16 protein-coding genes are annotated in these 15,473 nt (G+C 43.9%); 10 read left to right on the plus strand and 6 right to left on the minus strand.

Going from position 1 to position 15,473, the window contains the following annotated elements:
- Window positions 1–55 precede the first annotated feature (55 nt).
- From FTU66_RS03980 to FTU66_RS04000, 5 genes are all read left to right on the plus strand, one after another.
- Window positions 56–676, plus strand: coding sequence for an NUDIX domain-containing protein (locus tag FTU66_RS03980; RefSeq protein WP_004975729.1), 621 nt, complete (start codon window positions 56–58; stop codon window positions 674–676).
- A 10-nt stretch (window positions 677–686) separates the two neighbouring features.
- Entirely contained in the window at window positions 687–1,493 is an 807-nt protein-coding gene (gene cpdA, locus FTU66_RS03985; RefSeq protein WP_004975727.1) for a 3',5'-cyclic-AMP phosphodiesterase, read from the plus strand.
- Window positions 1,494–1,706: 213 nt separating this feature from the next.
- Entirely contained in the window at window positions 1,707–2,234 is a 528-nt protein-coding gene (gene dksA / locus FTU66_RS03990) for an RNA polymerase-binding protein DksA (protein ID WP_004975725.1), read from the plus strand.
- A gap of 2 nt (window positions 2,235–2,236) precedes the next feature.
- The gene (gene gluQRS / locus FTU66_RS03995; RefSeq protein ID WP_179989655.1) at window positions 2,237–3,169 is read left to right on the plus strand and encodes a tRNA glutamyl-Q(34) synthetase GluQRS; all 933 of its coding nucleotides are present in this window, start codon (window positions 2,237–2,239) and stop codon (window positions 3,167–3,169) included.
- A 52-nt stretch (window positions 3,170–3,221) separates the two neighbouring features.
- Window positions 3,222–3,461: a zinc-ribbon domain-containing protein gene (locus FTU66_RS04000; RefSeq protein WP_104852920.1), complete on the plus strand. Its 240-nt coding sequence runs from the start codon at window positions 3,222–3,224 to the stop codon at window positions 3,459–3,461.
- 11 nt (window positions 3,462–3,472) lie between these two features.
- Here FTU66_RS04000 and ftsW read toward each other — a convergent pair whose 3' ends face one another.
- From ftsW to FTU66_RS04025, 5 genes are all read right to left on the minus strand, one after another.
- Window positions 3,473–4,669, minus strand: a complete 1,197-nt coding sequence (gene ftsW / locus FTU66_RS04005; RefSeq protein ID WP_154321144.1) for a putative lipid II flippase FtsW — start codon at window positions 4,667–4,669, stop codon at window positions 3,473–3,475.
- A 19-nt stretch (window positions 4,670–4,688) separates the two neighbouring features.
- Window positions 4,689–6,035 carry a UDP-N-acetylmuramoyl-L-alanine--D-glutamate ligase gene (gene murD / locus FTU66_RS04010; protein WP_180112344.1) on the minus strand — a complete coding sequence of 449 codons (1,347 nt, stop codon included), beginning with the start codon at window positions 6,033–6,035 and terminating at the stop codon, window positions 4,689–4,691.
- A 171-nt stretch (window positions 6,036–6,206) separates the two neighbouring features.
- On the minus strand, window positions 6,207–6,458 hold the full coding sequence (locus tag FTU66_RS04015) for a DUF6587 family protein (RefSeq protein ID WP_154321146.1): 252 nt from the start codon (window positions 6,456–6,458) through the stop codon (window positions 6,207–6,209).
- 32 nt (window positions 6,459–6,490) lie between these two features.
- A complete protein-coding gene (locus FTU66_RS04020) occupies window positions 6,491–8,347 on the minus strand; it encodes a ferrous iron transporter B (protein WP_131260988.1) in 1,857 nt (618 codons plus the stop codon).
- On the minus strand, window positions 8,344–8,604 hold the full coding sequence (locus tag FTU66_RS04025) for a FeoA family protein (RefSeq protein ID WP_004975713.1): 261 nt from the start codon (window positions 8,602–8,604) through the stop codon (window positions 8,344–8,346). The genes FTU66_RS04020 and FTU66_RS04025 overlap by 4 nt, the downstream gene beginning before the upstream one ends.
- A gap of 185 nt (window positions 8,605–8,789) precedes the next feature.
- Between FTU66_RS04025 and xerD the strand changes: the two genes are divergently transcribed.
- From xerD to thrC, 4 genes are all read left to right on the plus strand, one after another.
- On the plus strand, window positions 8,790–9,707 hold the full coding sequence (xerD, locus tag FTU66_RS04030) for a site-specific tyrosine recombinase XerD (RefSeq protein WP_004975712.1): 918 nt from the start codon (window positions 8,790–8,792) through the stop codon (window positions 9,705–9,707).
- A gap of 150 nt (window positions 9,708–9,857) precedes the next feature.
- Window positions 9,858–10,673 (plus strand): DsbC family protein, encoded by an 816-nt coding sequence (locus FTU66_RS04035; protein ID WP_004975709.1) that lies wholly within the window; start codon window positions 9,858–9,860, stop codon window positions 10,671–10,673.
- A gap of 199 nt (window positions 10,674–10,872) precedes the next feature.
- Window positions 10,873–12,177: a homoserine dehydrogenase gene (locus tag FTU66_RS04040; RefSeq protein ID WP_004975708.1), complete on the plus strand. Its 1,305-nt coding sequence runs from the start codon at window positions 10,873–10,875 to the stop codon at window positions 12,175–12,177.
- 57 nt (window positions 12,178–12,234) lie between these two features.
- Window positions 12,235–13,374 (plus strand): threonine synthase, encoded by a 1,140-nt coding sequence (gene thrC, locus FTU66_RS04045; RefSeq protein ID WP_180112345.1) that lies wholly within the window; start codon window positions 12,235–12,237, stop codon window positions 13,372–13,374.
- 120 nt (window positions 13,375–13,494) lie between these two features.
- On the opposite strand, the gene FTU66_RS04050 is transcribed toward thrC, so the two are convergent.
- Window positions 13,495–14,586 carry a serine hydrolase gene (locus FTU66_RS04050; protein WP_131260992.1) on the minus strand — a complete coding sequence of 364 codons (1,092 nt, stop codon included), beginning with the start codon at window positions 14,584–14,586 and terminating at the stop codon, window positions 13,495–13,497.
- Window positions 14,587–14,801: 215 nt separating this feature from the next.
- Between FTU66_RS04050 and FTU66_RS04055 the strand changes: the two genes are divergently transcribed.
- Window positions 14,802–15,437 carry a response regulator gene (locus FTU66_RS04055; RefSeq protein ID WP_004975702.1) on the plus strand — a complete coding sequence of 212 codons (636 nt, stop codon included), beginning with the start codon at window positions 14,802–14,804 and terminating at the stop codon, window positions 15,435–15,437.
- The last annotated feature ends 36 nt before the right edge of the window (window positions 15,438–15,473 follow it).

Here is a 15,473-nt window from a genome sequence, read left to right on the forward strand (position 1 = left end):
TCAATCAAATCTCAGTTAGGATGAAATTATGCTTTGCTCATCCTGATGAGAATTTATGAAGATTATTCAACAAGCAACTTATGGACAACACGATGCACAGATTCACCAACGTGAATACCTGTATCGTGGTTTTATTCAGGTTGAAAAAGTCAGCCTGAGCCATCGCTTGTTTAATCAAACTACATATACCCCAGTCCTTCAGCGTGAACTCATTCAACGCCCTGAAGCGGCTGGGGTACTCATTTATGATGCACCACAACAAAAATTTGCCCTGATTGAACAATTCCGTATTGGTGCAATTGATGATTGCGACTCGCCTTGGCAACTCGAAGTGATTGCAGGCGTGCTAGATGGCAATGAATCACCTGAAAGTTGCATTCGTCGTGAAGCTTTGGAAGAATCGGGCTGTGAATTAAAAGAATTACAACATTTATTCAGTTTTTATCCATCTGCGGGTGCATGCGCAGAATTGTTCCACTTATATAGTGCGAGCACCACGTTACCACAGGAAGGTGGCGTGTTTGGTATGCCAGATGAAGGAGAGAATATTCAATTACACATTCTTGATTATCAGGAAATTCCAAACTTGCTGACCAATGGTCGGCTAAAAAACGCACCTGTCATCATGGCATTGCAATGGTTACAACAACAAATTAAAACCGTGAAGGATGTCTAAGGGGTCAGGCATGACTTTATTCTCAAACAATCACCAGCAACGCTGGACAATTGTACAAATTTCAGATACGCACCTCATGAATCAGGAAGATTTAGAGTTTGTGCACATGAATCCTGAACGCAGCTTTCACGCGGTAATGCACGATATTCAACAGCAATATCCGCAGCTCGATGCTATTTTCCATACAGGCGATTTAGCACAAATCCCTGTTGCTGAAACCTATCAGCGTTATTTGCAGTTTATGCAGACTTTGAATACGCCGCATTTCCAGATTCCGGGCAATCATGATGATGCCGCGGTTTTTCCATTCCATTTACAGTCCAATCAAGTTCATGCAATTGAGTTGGGCAATTGGAGTGTCATTTTACTGAATACTGCGGTTAAAGGTCGGATTGATGGCTGGATGGACGCAGCACAATTACAGCAGTTAGATCAGCTTTTACAGCAACATGCGCAGCAGCAGGTGATTATTGCCTGTCATCACCATCCTTTTGATATGCAATCGCACTGGATAGATCAGCACAAACTTAAAAATACCGAAGCCTTAATTGATGTATTGGCACGCCACAACAATGTCAAATTGGTGCTGTGTGGGCATGTGCATCAAGACTCATTAAATGAATGGCAAGGGATTCAATTTTACTCTACGCCTTCGACCTGCGTGCAATTTAAACCACATAGCCAGCACTTTGCGCTTGGGCCTGAGGCACCGGGTTACCGTGTGTTACATTTGAATGCAGATGGCAGTTTTAGCACCCAAGTGCATCGGGTTGAGCATGTCACACAACAAATAAATTTTGAAATTTCAGGTTATTAACTTTCCATTTTATTTTTTTTGCTTTACTTTATGCCTTCAACGAAAAAATGCGATAACACATCCAAACATCAAAGACTATCCATAATCAAAAAAAGTCTATATGATGACGTCCCCCGAAGATCGAATATTGTTCTTTGGGAGTGGATAAAAACACTTGCATATCACCATATTTTTCGCGTACCAATCGTGCGCATATGATGAGGAATGCCCTACATGGCGAATGACAACCAAAATCAAGTCTTGGACGAACAAACAGATCTTGTAGAAGAAAAAGCTACAAAACGCGTGCGTAAGGCAAAGCCAAAGGCTTTAGAGGGCGGTTCTACAGCTAGCTTATTTGGTATTGCACCTTATCAGCCTAAAAAAAATGAAGAATACATGTCTGAAGGACAGCTCGAGCATTTCCGTCAAATTCTCATGGCGTGGAAAGAAGAGTTAATGTCAGAAGTTGACCGCACTTTAAACACCATGCAAGACGAAAATACAGCCTTGCCAGATGTCAACGACCGTGCGACTCAAGAAGAAGAGTTTGCAATTGAATTGCGTACTCGTGACCGTGAACGTAAATTGATTCGTAAAATTGAACAATCTATTGAAGCGATTAAAAACGATGACTATGGTTTCTGTGAAACTTGCGGTATCGAAATCGGTTTACGTCGCTTAGAAGCGCGTCCAACTGCAACGTTATGTATTGATTGCAAAACTTTGGCAGAGATCAAAGAGAAGCAAAACAACGGTTAATCGTGACTGTTGAGAATTACCTAGCCGAACACAGTTCGGAGCTTGAGCAGCAGCGAAACGATGTTTCGCTCACTCGCTATATAGGTCGGTTTGCGCCATCGCCAACCGGCCCTTTGCATTTTGGCTCACTCATTACCGCAGTGGCCAGTTATTGCGATGCCAAAGCCCAGCACGGCACTTGGCTGGTACGTATTGAAGATACTGACATCCCACGCATTTACCCTGGCAGTGAAAATCATATCTTGCGTTGTATTGATGCCTTTCAATTTGAGCCGGATGCCGAAATTATTTTCCAGAAAGATCGCCTCGATCTCTATGCAGCCGTGTTGCAACAATTGCAGCAACGCGACTTGGTCTATGCCTGTCAATGCACCCGCAAAATGCTTGGCTCCAATCATATTTATGCAGGGACTTGCCGCAATTTAGGTTTAGATTTTGCCAATCAAGCGATTCGAGTCAAAGTCACAGACCAAGAGATTTGCTTTCAAGACCGCCTGCAAGACAAACAATGTTCCAACCTTGCGCAGGACTTGGGCGATTTTGTCCTAAAACGGCGTGATGGCATTATCAATTATCAACTGGCAGTGGTGGTGGATGATTATTTGCAAGGCATTACCCATGTGGTTCGCGGCGCAGATTTACTCGACAACACCGCACGGCAAATCTATTTGGGGCAACTGTTAGGCTACCCTAAACTCAGCTACACGCACCTGCCTTTAGCCATGAATGCACAAGGGCAAAAACTGTCTAAACAGAACTTGGCACAAGCTTTAGATTTAGCCCAAGCACCGAAGCTGCTACAAGCCGCTTTAACTGCCTTAAATCAAGCCACTGTCGAATTAGACACCCCTGCACGCATGCTTACGCAAGCCATTCAGCAATGGGATCTTTCACGTATTCCTGCAGGCACAGCTTTACACGGCTATTATTTATAAAATTTAAAATTCAGTTATGCTCAAATTGAAATGGATCATTTGAGGTTGTGTCATGTTTTTTATTTTTGGTGTTGGACCGAAAACCAAAGTGGTCGAGAAAAGTCAATTTAGCTGCCCCGTTTGCCGCACTCGCAGTAGCTATGAACTCAGACAGCAACGACAATATTTTTCCTTATTTTTTATTCCCTTGTTTCCTATGTCTAAACAAAAAAATACTACAGTCAAGTGCTTACACTGCGGAACAGTCATGCCAAGCATGGTCTTGCACCATGCTCAGCCAGAAGCGAAATAGAAGGATAAATTCTAGAAGCTGGATTCTTCACGGCTAGGGTTAATCTCATGCGTGCTGGCTTCAATTTTCAGAATCAAACTCACCATCACTGCACACATAATTAACGATGAACCACCATAACTAATAAAAGGTAGAGTCAAACCTTTGGTAGGCAACATACCCATATTCATGCCTGCATTCACCATAATCTGTAATAAGAAGATAATGCTGATGCCATAAGCCAAATATCCTGCACGTAAGTACTGGTTTTTCAGGGCGCGATGACCAATTTTAATGCAGGCAATCAGTATAGCAAAAGACAAGCTCAACACCACAAAAATGCCTAAAAAGCCAAACTCTTCACCTAAGACAGCCAACATAAAGTCCGTATGTGCTTCAGGTAAATAGGACATTTTCTGGATACTATGCCCCAAGCCTACGCCTGCCCATTCACCGCGTCCAAATGCCATTAAGGCGTTAGACAACTGATAACCGACACCCAAAGGGTCATTCCACGGGTTTGAGAACGACATTAAACGCTCAAAACGATAAGGCTCAAATACCACCAAAAACACAAAGGCGGCAATAATCGCGCCAAAGGCAATACCAAACTGAATTAATGGCGCACCAGCTAAAAAGAAGACCCCTAACATGGTCAAGGCAATCACCACGGTCGCCCCCAAGTCAGGCTCTGCAATCACCAAACCTACCGTGACTGCCATAATCACTGCAAGACGGATCAGACCTTTAATGTTATTACGCACTTCTTCGGCACGGCGCACCACATAGTCAGCGGTAAAAATGGCCATCATCACTTTAGCGACTTCGGAAGCTTGCAGGGTAAAACCTGCGACCCGAATCCAGCGTTTAGAACCATTGACTTCAGTACCCACCAGCAACACTGCAGCCAACAAGGCAATGGTCACAATCCACAGAAAGAAGGTGTTGTTAAACCAGGTATTCAGCGGCACTCTATAGGCAATCACGGCAGCGATTAATGCCACCACAATAGAAATGCCATGACGCAATACATAGTGAAAGGCATTTTCATGCATGCGCTCGGCATAAGGCATAGAAGCCGATGCCACCATGATTGAACCAATACATAACAGCGCCAGTACGCTAAAAATCAGTACATTGCGTACATTCACTTCCGCTGGCAGTTTGGGTAACCAGCGCTCATAGACCTGATTGAGTTTATTGATTGTTGTCTGAGCAAAGCCAGCCATATCTCACACCTTATTGTTGTTATACCAGTGCGTTGACATAAGCAACGAACTTGTGACCACGTTCTGGATAGCCCGAGAACATATCAAAACTTGCACATGCAGGTGACAATAACACCACATCATGCGCTTGTGTATGTTGTTGGCAGATTTCAACTGCTTGTTGCAAGGTATCTGCAGTTAAGAGTTGGGTTGTTCCCGCAACTGCTGTTTCAATTTTCGTAGCATCCTCACCAATCAACACTGCCAGTTTGGCATATTGTTGCAATGATTGGCGTAGCGCAGTGAAGTCCTGCCCTTTGCCTTGCCCACCTAAAATAATCGCAACCTTACCGCCTTGTGCCTGAATTGCTGCACCCAAGCCATCTAAAGCTGCCAAAGTTGCACCGATGTTGGTTCCTTTGGAGTCATTATAATAACGCACCCCATGTAATTCTTTGACGAATTCACAACGATGCTCCAAACCTTTAAAGGTTTTCAGCGTTTCCAGCATGCTGTGCATAGATAAACCAATGGCTTCACCCAATGCCAAACACGCTAATGCATTAGCAATATTGTGTGTGCCTTGAATATACATCTCGGTGCTTTTTAATAAACGCTCACGCCCACGTGCCAACCACATGCTGCCATCATCATCTTTTAATAAGCCGTATTGGTTTAGGTCAGGCGCATTTAAGCCAAAACTTTGCATAGGAGTCTGATCTGGCACCAACGGACGACTTAAAGCATCATCACGGTTAAACACCACTTTTTTCACACCCTGAAAAATACGATGTTTGGCGGTGTGATAACCGAACATATCGCCATGACGGTCTAAATGGTCTTCACTCATGTTCAGCACTACCGCCACTTCTGCATTTAAATTCGAGGTGGTTTCTAGCTGAAAACTGGAGAGTTCTAAAATATACAGTTCAGGATCATCTTTAATCAAATCCAGCGCAGGGCGTCCCAAATTTCCACCTACCGCGACTTTTTTACCTGCCTGCTCTGCCATTAAACCAATCAGTGTGGTAACGGTACTTTTCGCATTAGACCCTGTAATTGCCACAATAGGTTTGTCGGTCGCACGACTTAAAATCTGAATTTCACTCACCACAGGAATGCCCTGCGCCATCGCAGCCTGAATTTCAGGGAGTTTTGGATCTAAACCTGGGCTAATCACAATTTCTTCCGCAGACAGCAATAAATCCTGATCAAACTGACCAAAACGGGTTTCTACTTCGGCAGGAATTTGGTCATGCCCTGGAGGTGTGGGGCGAGAATCTGTCACAGCAACGCGGTAACCCTGATGATGTAAAAAATTAACGGCTGCAACACCAGAAATACCAAGTCCTGCAACGACTTTTAATCCACCACGTTGTATTAACATTTTTGCCCCATTTTGTGCGCTAATTTTGAAACAGACAAAATAGTAGCACTTTGCTGTTTTGAATGCTTTTTCTGTTTGCAGTTCCTGCAGTTTTTTTGTGTCAGTGCGTAAAAAAACCGTCATATTGCAGACGGTTTTTAAAAAGAATATTGCTAAAGTGAATAAACAAGCCTATTTCCACTTCACCGCTTGAACTTCAACTTGCTTTTCTGCGGGTTGATCTTGAGAATCACAACCACAACTGCCGCCACAGCCTGCCGCGGCTGCAGGTTTTAGCCATTTGGCCAAGCCATGCCAGCCTTTTTCAGTACAGAAATTGGAGAGTTTTAGAAAAACTGCGCCAGAAGTCTTGGGAAAGACTTTTTTAAAGACTACTACAGCACTCCACAGTACCAATGCAGCAACAATTAAAATTTCAACCATGTTCATCTACTCCTGTAGGTCAGGCATGTGCCTTAACCCAACAAATACGATGCCGTTTGATAAGTCAGGAATGACATGAAATAAGCCAAACCAAATAGATAGCAGGTCATAATACTGACCGTACGCCATGATCCTGTTTCGCGTTTTACCGTTGCTAAAGTTGCCAAACAATGCGGTGCATAAATAAACCACACCAATAACGATAAACCCGTTGCCAATGACCAGCCCAGTTCACCACCACCACTAATTAAAGCAGCCAAACCTTGGGACATGGCATCTTCATCCACTGCAGATAAGGCATAGACTGTGCCTAATGCAGCCACCACCACTTCACGCGCTGCCATCGCAGGAATCAAGGCAATCACGATCTGCCAGTTAAAGCCCACAGGAGCAAAAATTGGCTGTAATACATGCCCCAGCATCCCTGCAAAACTATAGTCAATTGCAGGCATGGTCGCGCCTTCAGGCGGCTGCGGGAACGTACACAAGAACCACAATAAAATCGACAGTGCAAAAATAATGCCACCGACACGCTTTAAGAAAATTTTGGCGCGATCTAGCAAACCAATCCAAACACTTTTTAGGTCTGGAAAACGGTAACTTGGTAGCTCCATCAACAAGACATGCTCAGATTTATCTTTTTGCAAAAATTTAAGCACAAAAGATACGCCCAAGGCACTCACAATGCCTGCCATATACAGACCGAACAAGACCAGACCTTGTAAATTAAACATGCCCCATACGGTTTGATTGGGAATGAATGCTGCGATGAGTAAGGCATATACAGGCAAGCGCGCAGAACAAGTCATTAACGGCGCAACCATAATCGTGGTTAAACGATCACGTGGGTCAGCAATACTACGTGTTGCCATAATGCCCGGCACTGCACAGGCAAAACTAGACAGCAATGGAATAAAGGCACGACCACTCAAACCTGCGCTAAACATCAGCTTATCGAGCAAGAATGCGGCACGTGGCAAATAACCCGATTCCTCTAAAATTAAAATAAACAGGAACAGAATTAAAATTTGCGGCAAGAACACCACCACACCGCCTGCGCCCGCAATAATGCCATCCACAATCAAGCTGTTCAGCAAGGGATGGCTAATGTTTTCGCCAATCACTTCACCTAGCCAGCCAAATAAACTTTCGATGCCATCCATAAACGGTGCAGCCCAAGCAAATACCGCTTGGAAGACAACAAACATCATCACCGCAAGGCTGACTAAACCGAATACAGGATGTAAAAAAATTTTATCGAGGAAGTCGGAGCGTTTGTCTTCTTGATCTACAAAGTGCACCACATCATGCAAAATGGTTTGAATCCGTTGATGCTGACTGCCTGTTAAGCCTGTCAATTCTGTCTGCGGAACAGCAAATTTGCCCTGATCTAAGGCATGCATTAAGTTTTGAATACCTGAATCACGCACTGCCACGGTTTCCACCACAGGTACACCCAAACGCTCAGACAATTTTTGCGTGTTGATTTGCATGCCACGACGACGCGCCTCATCCATCATGTTGAGTACCAACAAAATCGGACGACCCAGTGCAATCATTTCCAAAACCAAGCCCAAATGCAATTTCAGGTTGGTGGCATCCACGACACAAAGAAAGGCATCTTGCTGACCTTCTTCGGCTATTTTGCCTTGTACCACATCTCGAGTAATGGCTTCGTCGGGACTGGTGGCTTCTAAACTATAAGTTCCGGGCAAATCCAACACCCGCACCGCCTGTCCCGAAGGCAAGGTGAATTGCCCGACTTTACGCTCTACGGTCACGCCTGCGTAGTTGCCAACTTTTTGACGTGTCCCTGTCAAATGGTTAAATAAAGATGTTTTACCGCAGTTTGGATTCCCTACAAGTGCGATACGTAAGGCATCGCTCATGCGGACACCCCTTGTTCAATTTCAATGCGTTCAGCTTCTACTTTGCGCAAAGCAAAACGGGTAAATCCCACTTGAATCAAGATTGGATCACCACCAAAAATACCTTTGGTAATCACCTGCACCTGCGTACCTGGCACAAAACCCAGTGTTTCTAAGCGGTTTGCCACTAAGTCACTAAGGGATGTTCCACCATCGGCAGTACGTAATACCTGACGGATGATGGCTGTTTGTTTTGCTTTAAGTTCTGACAAACGCACCGTGAAATTCCTATACCATTTTGCATATTATAACATGCAAATGAGAACAATTAACAAATAAGGTCGACTTACATTTAAATGCTTTATATCACATCGACAGCCTTGCTGAATTGGATTAGAGTAGAAAATAACGCTGCTTATTATCGAATTTCTCAATTAATTTTGTGATTTCGTCTGTGATTCCTATGCTGAACAAAAAACCTCGTATTCCTGCTGCAATACAAATTCCAGAAGCTTTGAGCTTTTTGGAAGGCTATCGCAACGATTTAATCGCGCAAAGTGTCAGCCCGCATACCCGCAATGCCTATCTGTCCGATTTAATTCAATGCAGTGACTATGTCAGCAAACCCATGCCTGAATGGAATCATGACGATATTTCAGATGTACTCATCGAACTCACCAAACAACAAAAAAGCCCCCGCTCTATTGCACGCTGCCTGTCTGCACTACGTTCTTTTTATAAATTTTTAAGAGAGCACAAACTGCGCTCTGACAACCCTGTTGCTGCGCATAAAACCCCAAAATTAGGTCGTGCCTTACCCAAAGATTTATCTGAAGCCGATGTTGAAGCCTTAATTCACGCTCCTGACATCAACACTGCACTCGGATTACGAGATCGTGCCATGCTTGAAGTCTTATATGCTTGCGGTTTACGAGTGACGGAATTGCTGAATTTACGTTTAGAATTAATCAACCTAAAACAAGGCTATTTACGAATTGTAGGTAAAGGCAATAAAGAGCGTTTGGTGCCTATGGGACAAGTCGCTTGTGAATGGATAGAAAAATATTTAACCGAGTCGCGTCCGCAACTGTATAAAAGTGCCACCGATTATCTATTTTTAACGGTGCATGGCGGCATTATGAGCCGACAAAATTTTTGGTATGCCATTAAACGCTATGCCCTGCAAGCAGGCATTCAAGCCGAGTTATCGCCACACACGTTAAGACATGCCTTTGCCACACACTTACTCAATCATGGGGCAGATTTACGTGTGGTACAAATGCTGCTCGGGCACAGCGATTTATCCACTACACAAATTTATACCCACGTTGCACAAATCCGTATGCAGCAATTGCATGCCCAACATCATCCACGGGCTTAAAAAAACAAAAACGACGTAGAAGCATAGGGTCTGTTGACACTTCATCTATGAACGTAAGCCATTTATGAAATGGCAACAGACCCTAACGATCACGAATATTTTTTGTTATGCTAACGCTCTATTTTTTATGCCAACAAGAAAGGGTTGTTTATGACATTTACCCGCTCGACACTTTTGATTGCCTGTTCACTGGCAAGTGCTTTTGCAATCACCGCATGTTCAAATGCAAACAATGAAGATAAAAAGCAAACCACACTCACCGCCAGTGCGCCTGCAACGGGTGAAGCATCAACCCTAATTGAACGCAATGCACAACAGCGTTTAAGTACAACCTTGCAGCAACATTTTAAAACTGCAGGTATCAACGCCAAAATTACCGACATTAAAGCCACTGAAGTTCCAAATTTATTTTGGGTGAGTCTTGAAGGCATGTCATCGGTCTATGCCACCAGTGATGGCAAATACATTATTCAGGGCGATGTGATCCGTTTAGGTGACAAAGAACTACATAACGTCAGTGAAAACCTGCAAGCAGGCGTGAACAAGAAAATTTTTGCTGAATTAAAACAGGAAGATTTATTGGTATTCCCTGCCAAAGGCAAAACCAAACACGTCATTTATGTATTTACCGATGTCAGCTGTCCATATTGCCATCGTCTACATGAACAAATGGATGAAATGAATGGTAAAGGCATTGAAGTCCGTTACATTGCTTGGCCGCGTGGTGAACAGCACATGCCTGCTATGGAAGCAATTTGGTGTAGCGAAGATCGTCACGCTGCCTTTAATCAGGTCATGAATGGCGCACAAATTGCACCTGCCAACTGTAAAAACCCTGTTCGTGCTCAGTATCAATTGGGCTTAAATATGGGCGTCAATGGCACACCTGCGATTTATAATGCCGAAGGCGTATATTTAGGCGGCTATCTGTCTACCGCTGAATTGATCAAGCGCTTAGACAAATAAAAATAGCGGATCTGTGGATGCTGCATCATCCCAATACACCAAGACGTAGCATCTATGAAGCCAATATAAATAACGATTTTTTATGCGTTATTTTACTTTTTTTTATACTGTGAAGATAAGTGAGATCTGCCCTAGAGTCAGCGCGTTTTTTTAGCTATGATCTAGGCTTGCTTAAAGTTATTAAAATATGGAGTGTGACGTGAAACCAGTTCGTCTGGCAATCCTCGGTCTTGGTACTGTGGGTGGTGGTGCCCTTAAACTATTAAAAGAAAATGCTGCTGAGATTAGACGTCGCACCGGTCGTGAAATTGAAATCACTTATGTGGGAACACGTCGTCCGCGTCCTGACCTAAACTTGCCTGAATCGGTCAAGCAAAGCTCCGACTTGATGGACATTGTCCGTCAACCCGATGTAGACGTGGTGGTTGAAGTGATGGGCGGTATTCACCCTGCTTATGACGTGATCATGGAAGCCATGAAGCACGGCAAACAAGTAGTGACAGCCAACAAAGCCCTACTTGCAGAACACGGCAATGAGCTATTTAAAGCAGCTGAAGACAATGCCGTACAAATTGCCTATGAAGCTGCGGTTGCAGGTGGTATTCCAATTATTAAAGTCATCCGTGAAGGTTTGGCTGCCAACAAAATTGAATGGTTGGCAGGCATCATCAACGGTACAGGCAACTTCATTTTAAGTGAAATGCGTGAAAAAGGTCGTGCATTTGAAGACGTACTGAAAGAAGCACAAGAATTAGGCTATGCCGAAGCCGATCCGACTTTTGACGTCGAAGGTATTGATGCTGCTCACAAACTGACTATTTTGGCTTCATGTGCATTTGGTATTCCGCTACAGTTTGACAAAGTCTTTACCGAAGGTATTGGCAAAGTGACCGCGCAAGATGTGAAATATGCCGAAGAACTCGGTTTCCGCATCAAACACTTGGGTATTGCCCGTCGTACCGACAAAGGCATTGAACTGCGTGTTCACCCAACTTTAATTCCTGAAGAAGAATTGATTGCCAATGTTAATGGCGTGAAAAACGCGGTCTTGGTACAAGCCAATGCGGTTGGTCCAACGCTCTATTATGGCGCAGGTGCAGGTGCAGGCCCAACAGCCTCTGCAGTAGTTGCAGATGTCGTTGATATTGTCCGTGACATTTCTTATACCGAAGATGGCGCAGGTACAATTCCGCAATTGGCATTTGAAGCCTTAACCGACTTGCCAATTTTAAGCCGTGAAGAAATGACCACGGGTTACTACATTCGCATTAATGCCGAAGACCAAACTGGCGTACTTGCTGATGTGACCACTATTTTAAGCCGCGCGGGAATCAGTATTGATGCCATCATGCAGCAATCACGCTTAAAAGACCTTATTCCTATCGTGATTCTGACTGACCCAGTCCTAGAATCAAAAATGGATGAAGCGTTACAACAAATTCAAGCATTGCCAACCATTCATGGCGAAATTGTACGAATTCGTTTAGAATCGCTTGATAACTAATCGGGTGGAGGGGAATATTTCCCCTTGCCAAGCTCTACACACAATTGGAACATCATCATGTCGAATGCCAATCGTTATACTGGTTTAGTTGACCGTTATCGTGACCGTTTACCAGTGTCTGCAACTACACGTGCAATCTCTCTAGGCGAAGGTAACACGCCGCTGATTAAGCTTGAGAATATTCCACGCATTATTGGTAAAGATGTTGAAATTTATGTGAAGTATGAAGGCTTAAACCCGACAGGTTCATTTAAAGACCGTGGTATGACCATGGCAGTGACCAAAGCGGTTGAAGAAGGTTCAAAAGCCATTATCTGTGCATCTACAGGTAACACTTCTGCTGCGGCTGCAGCTTATGCTGCCCGTGCTGGCATTAAAGCATTCGTTTTAATTCCAGAAGGCAAAATTGCCATGGGCAAAATGGCACAAGCGATGATGTACGGTGCAATCACCATGCAAATTCGTGGTAACTTTGACGATGGTATGCGTCTCGTTAAAGAAGTGGCTGACCAAGCACCTGTAACGATTGTGAACTCAATCAACCCTTTCCGCCTACAAGGTCAAAAGACCATCGCTTATGAAATTGTAGATGAATTAGGTCGTGCTCCAGATTACCACTGCTTACCAGTAGGTAACGCAGGTAACATCACTGCTCACTGGATGGGATATACCGAAGCAGTTGCCAACCAACCTGCAGATCAATTCGAGCAGGTGGTATATGACGCAGCTACTGACAAATTCACAGGCCCAAACCCTGAAGGCCGTCCAATCATGGTCGGTTATCAAGCATCTGGTGCTGCGCCATTCTTACGTGGTGCGCCTGTTGAAAATCCTGAAACTGTTGCAACAGCAATCCGTATTGGCAACCCACAAAGCTGGAACCATGCTAAAGCAGTAGTACGTGATTCAGAAGGTTGGTTTGATGAATTGACCGATGCCGAAATTTTAGAAGCACAACGTATGCTGTCTATGTATGAAGGCGTATTTGTTGAGCCTGCATCTGCTGCGTCTATTGGTGGTGCAATGCGCGACATCAAAGCAGGTAAAATCAAAGAAGGTTCTGTGATTGTATGTACCGTAACAGGTAACGGTCTGAAAGATCCTGACACTGCAATGAAACAATGTGCAGATGCTGTGATGCTCTCTATTGATGCTACAATGCAACAAGTAAAAGACTCTATCCTTTCAAACATGTAAGTTTTGAATCGTGATCAAAAAAACCTGCATTAGCAGGTTTTTTTGTATTTGGAATCATGCAACTTTAACGGAAGTTGAGTCATACGATTGATAACTCAACGCTCCAAGCTGAATGTGCTCTTAAATACGTTTAGGTAACTGGCTTGCCCAACTCATTAAGCGAGTTGCATCATTGGTACGTGCTTGTGAAGTATCTGCACCCAAAAGCACCACCACTGCAGGACGGTTATTCAAAGTGGTATGCATCACCACACAACGCCCTGCTTCATTGATATAGCCTGTTTTAGACAGATTAATATTCCAACCACCATTACGTACCAGTGCATTGGTATTGTTAGATTTTAAAACACGATAACCCAAGTTAAAGTCATAGGTTGGCGTGGTTGAGAATTGGCGAATCAAACCATATTGCGAAGCGGTGCTGACCAAAATACCCAAATCACGCGCAGAAGATACATTACGTGGGTCTAAGCCTGTTGCTTCGGTAAAACGGGTAGAATGCATGCCCAATTCACGCGCTTTAGCATTCATTGCGGCTACAAAGGCATTTTTCCCACCTGGATAAGTACGTGCCAACGCTGCTGCTGCAGGATTTTCAGATTTCATTAATGCAAACAGTAACGCTTCGGCACGGTTTAACTTGTCGCCCACACGCAAAGTTGAGCTTGAGTTTTTACCTGCTGCACCTGCAAAATCAATCGATTGCAAAGTGATTTGTTCAGACATATTCAAACGTGCATCAGAAGTCACCACGGCAGTCATCACCTTGGTCACAGATGCAATAGGTAATGCCACATTGGTATTTTTGCTATACAGCACTTCACCTGTTTGCGCATCCATCACCAAAGCAGCACGTGCATTAACTGATGGTTGGTTGCTATAAGCAGAGGTATCTAAAATACGGACTGTTTTAGGCGCAGTGGAAGCAGGTGCAACACCATTGCTACTACGCACTGTAGTGGTAATTTTCGTTGAACCTGGCGGAGTAGGTTCAGCAACATAGCTCTCTGGCGCAGCCTGAGCGCTCGCACTGGTACTTTCCAGATCACCATTTAAGAATTGATCGGCTTGCTCCGAAGACCAACTTAAGGTCGCCTGACCGTCGCTCCCAGAGGAAGGATTGATGACAAGTTCAGCAAAACTGACAGAACTTAGGCTGAACATCATAGATGCGACCAGCACATGCATGAACGACTTCTTAGAATTTTTCACGACTGCTTACTCAACTCAGGGAGGTAAGATACATTTGCGTATTACCTCAAATATGCCTTACATTTAAAAATACAACAATGAATCGTTTTTGACACCATATTGTGCAGAACTTTTCATTCTAGATTAAGAATAGCATTGCTAATTTTGTCGTTTCATTGCAAGCTAATTTTGCTTTATGTAACAAAAAAGATGATTTTTTCAAAGGGAGAGTGTAGGTGATCACAGTTTTAGTAGTCGACGATCATGAATTGGTACGTACTGGGATTTGCCGTATGCTCGAAGACCATGCCGATGTGCAGGTGATTGGACAAGCTGAATCGGGTGAAGAAGCGATTACCTTAGTGCGTCAGCATCATCCCAATGTGGTGTTGTTAGATGTGAACATGCCTGGGATTGGAGGCGTAGAAACCACACGTCGTCTATTGCAAACTGCACCAGACACTAAGGTCTTGGCGGTGAGTGGTTTGGCAGAAGAACCCTACCCTTCTTTATTGCTGAAAGCAGGTGCAAAAGGCTATATCACCAAAGGCGCACCTGTCAGTGAAATGGTACGTGCCATTAAAAAAGTCATGCAGGGCGGTAAATACTTCAGTGCCGACATTGCCGAACAACTGGCAAGTTCATACTTATCTGACACACAACAATCGCCTTTTGATAGTCTTTCAGAACGTGAAATGCAAGTGGCGATGATGGTGGTGAATTGTATTAGCGCACAGGAAATTGCCGATAAGTTGTTTGTCAGTGTAAAAACCGTAAATACCTATCGTTACCGTATTTTTGAAAAATTAAATATTGATAGTGATGTCAAACTGACTCACCTTGCCATTCGTTATGGACTGATTAAACCCTAAATTTTCAACGCTGTTGATGCACAAATAAGACCTTTA

It is taken from the genome of Acinetobacter sp. YH12131, assembly GCF_013418635.1.
Lineage (GTDB): Bacteria > Pseudomonadota > Gammaproteobacteria > Pseudomonadales > Moraxellaceae > Acinetobacter > Acinetobacter towneri.

What these genes read in the sequence shown, in the direction of transcription:
- FTU66_RS04015 (WP_154321146.1), bottom strand. Translation starts at nt 6,458, where the DNA reads ATGGTTGAAATTTTAATTGTTGCTGCATTGGTACTGTGGAGTGCTGTA.
- FTU66_RS03980 (WP_004975729.1), top strand. Translation starts at nt 56, where the DNA reads ATGAAGATTATTCAACAAGCAACTTATGGACAACACGATGCACAGATT.
- xerD (WP_004975712.1), top strand. Translation starts at nt 8,790, where the DNA reads ATGCTGAACAAAAAACCTCGTATTCCTGCTGCAATACAAATTCCAGAA.
- FTU66_RS04000 (WP_104852920.1), top strand. Translation starts at nt 3,222, where the DNA reads ATGTTTTTTATTTTTGGTGTTGGACCGAAAACCAAAGTGGTCGAGAAA.
- FTU66_RS04020 (WP_131260988.1), bottom strand. Translation starts at nt 8,347, where the DNA reads ATGAGCGATGCCTTACGTATCGCACTTGTAGGGAATCCAAACTGCGGT.
- murD (WP_180112344.1), bottom strand. Translation starts at nt 6,035, where the DNA reads ATGTTAATACAACGTGGTGGATTAAAAGTCGTTGCAGGACTTGGTATT.
- cpdA (WP_004975727.1), top strand. Translation starts at nt 687, where the DNA reads ATGACTTTATTCTCAAACAATCACCAGCAACGCTGGACAATTGTACAA.
- ftsW (WP_154321144.1), bottom strand. Translation starts at nt 4,669, where the DNA reads ATGGCTGGCTTTGCTCAGACAACAATCAATAAACTCAATCAGGTCTAT.
- dksA (WP_004975725.1), top strand. Translation starts at nt 1,707, where the DNA reads ATGGCGAATGACAACCAAAATCAAGTCTTGGACGAACAAACAGATCTT.
- FTU66_RS04035 (WP_004975709.1), top strand. Translation starts at nt 9,858, where the DNA reads ATGACATTTACCCGCTCGACACTTTTGATTGCCTGTTCACTGGCAAGT.
- thrC (WP_180112345.1), top strand. Translation starts at nt 12,235, where the DNA reads ATGTCGAATGCCAATCGTTATACTGGTTTAGTTGACCGTTATCGTGAC.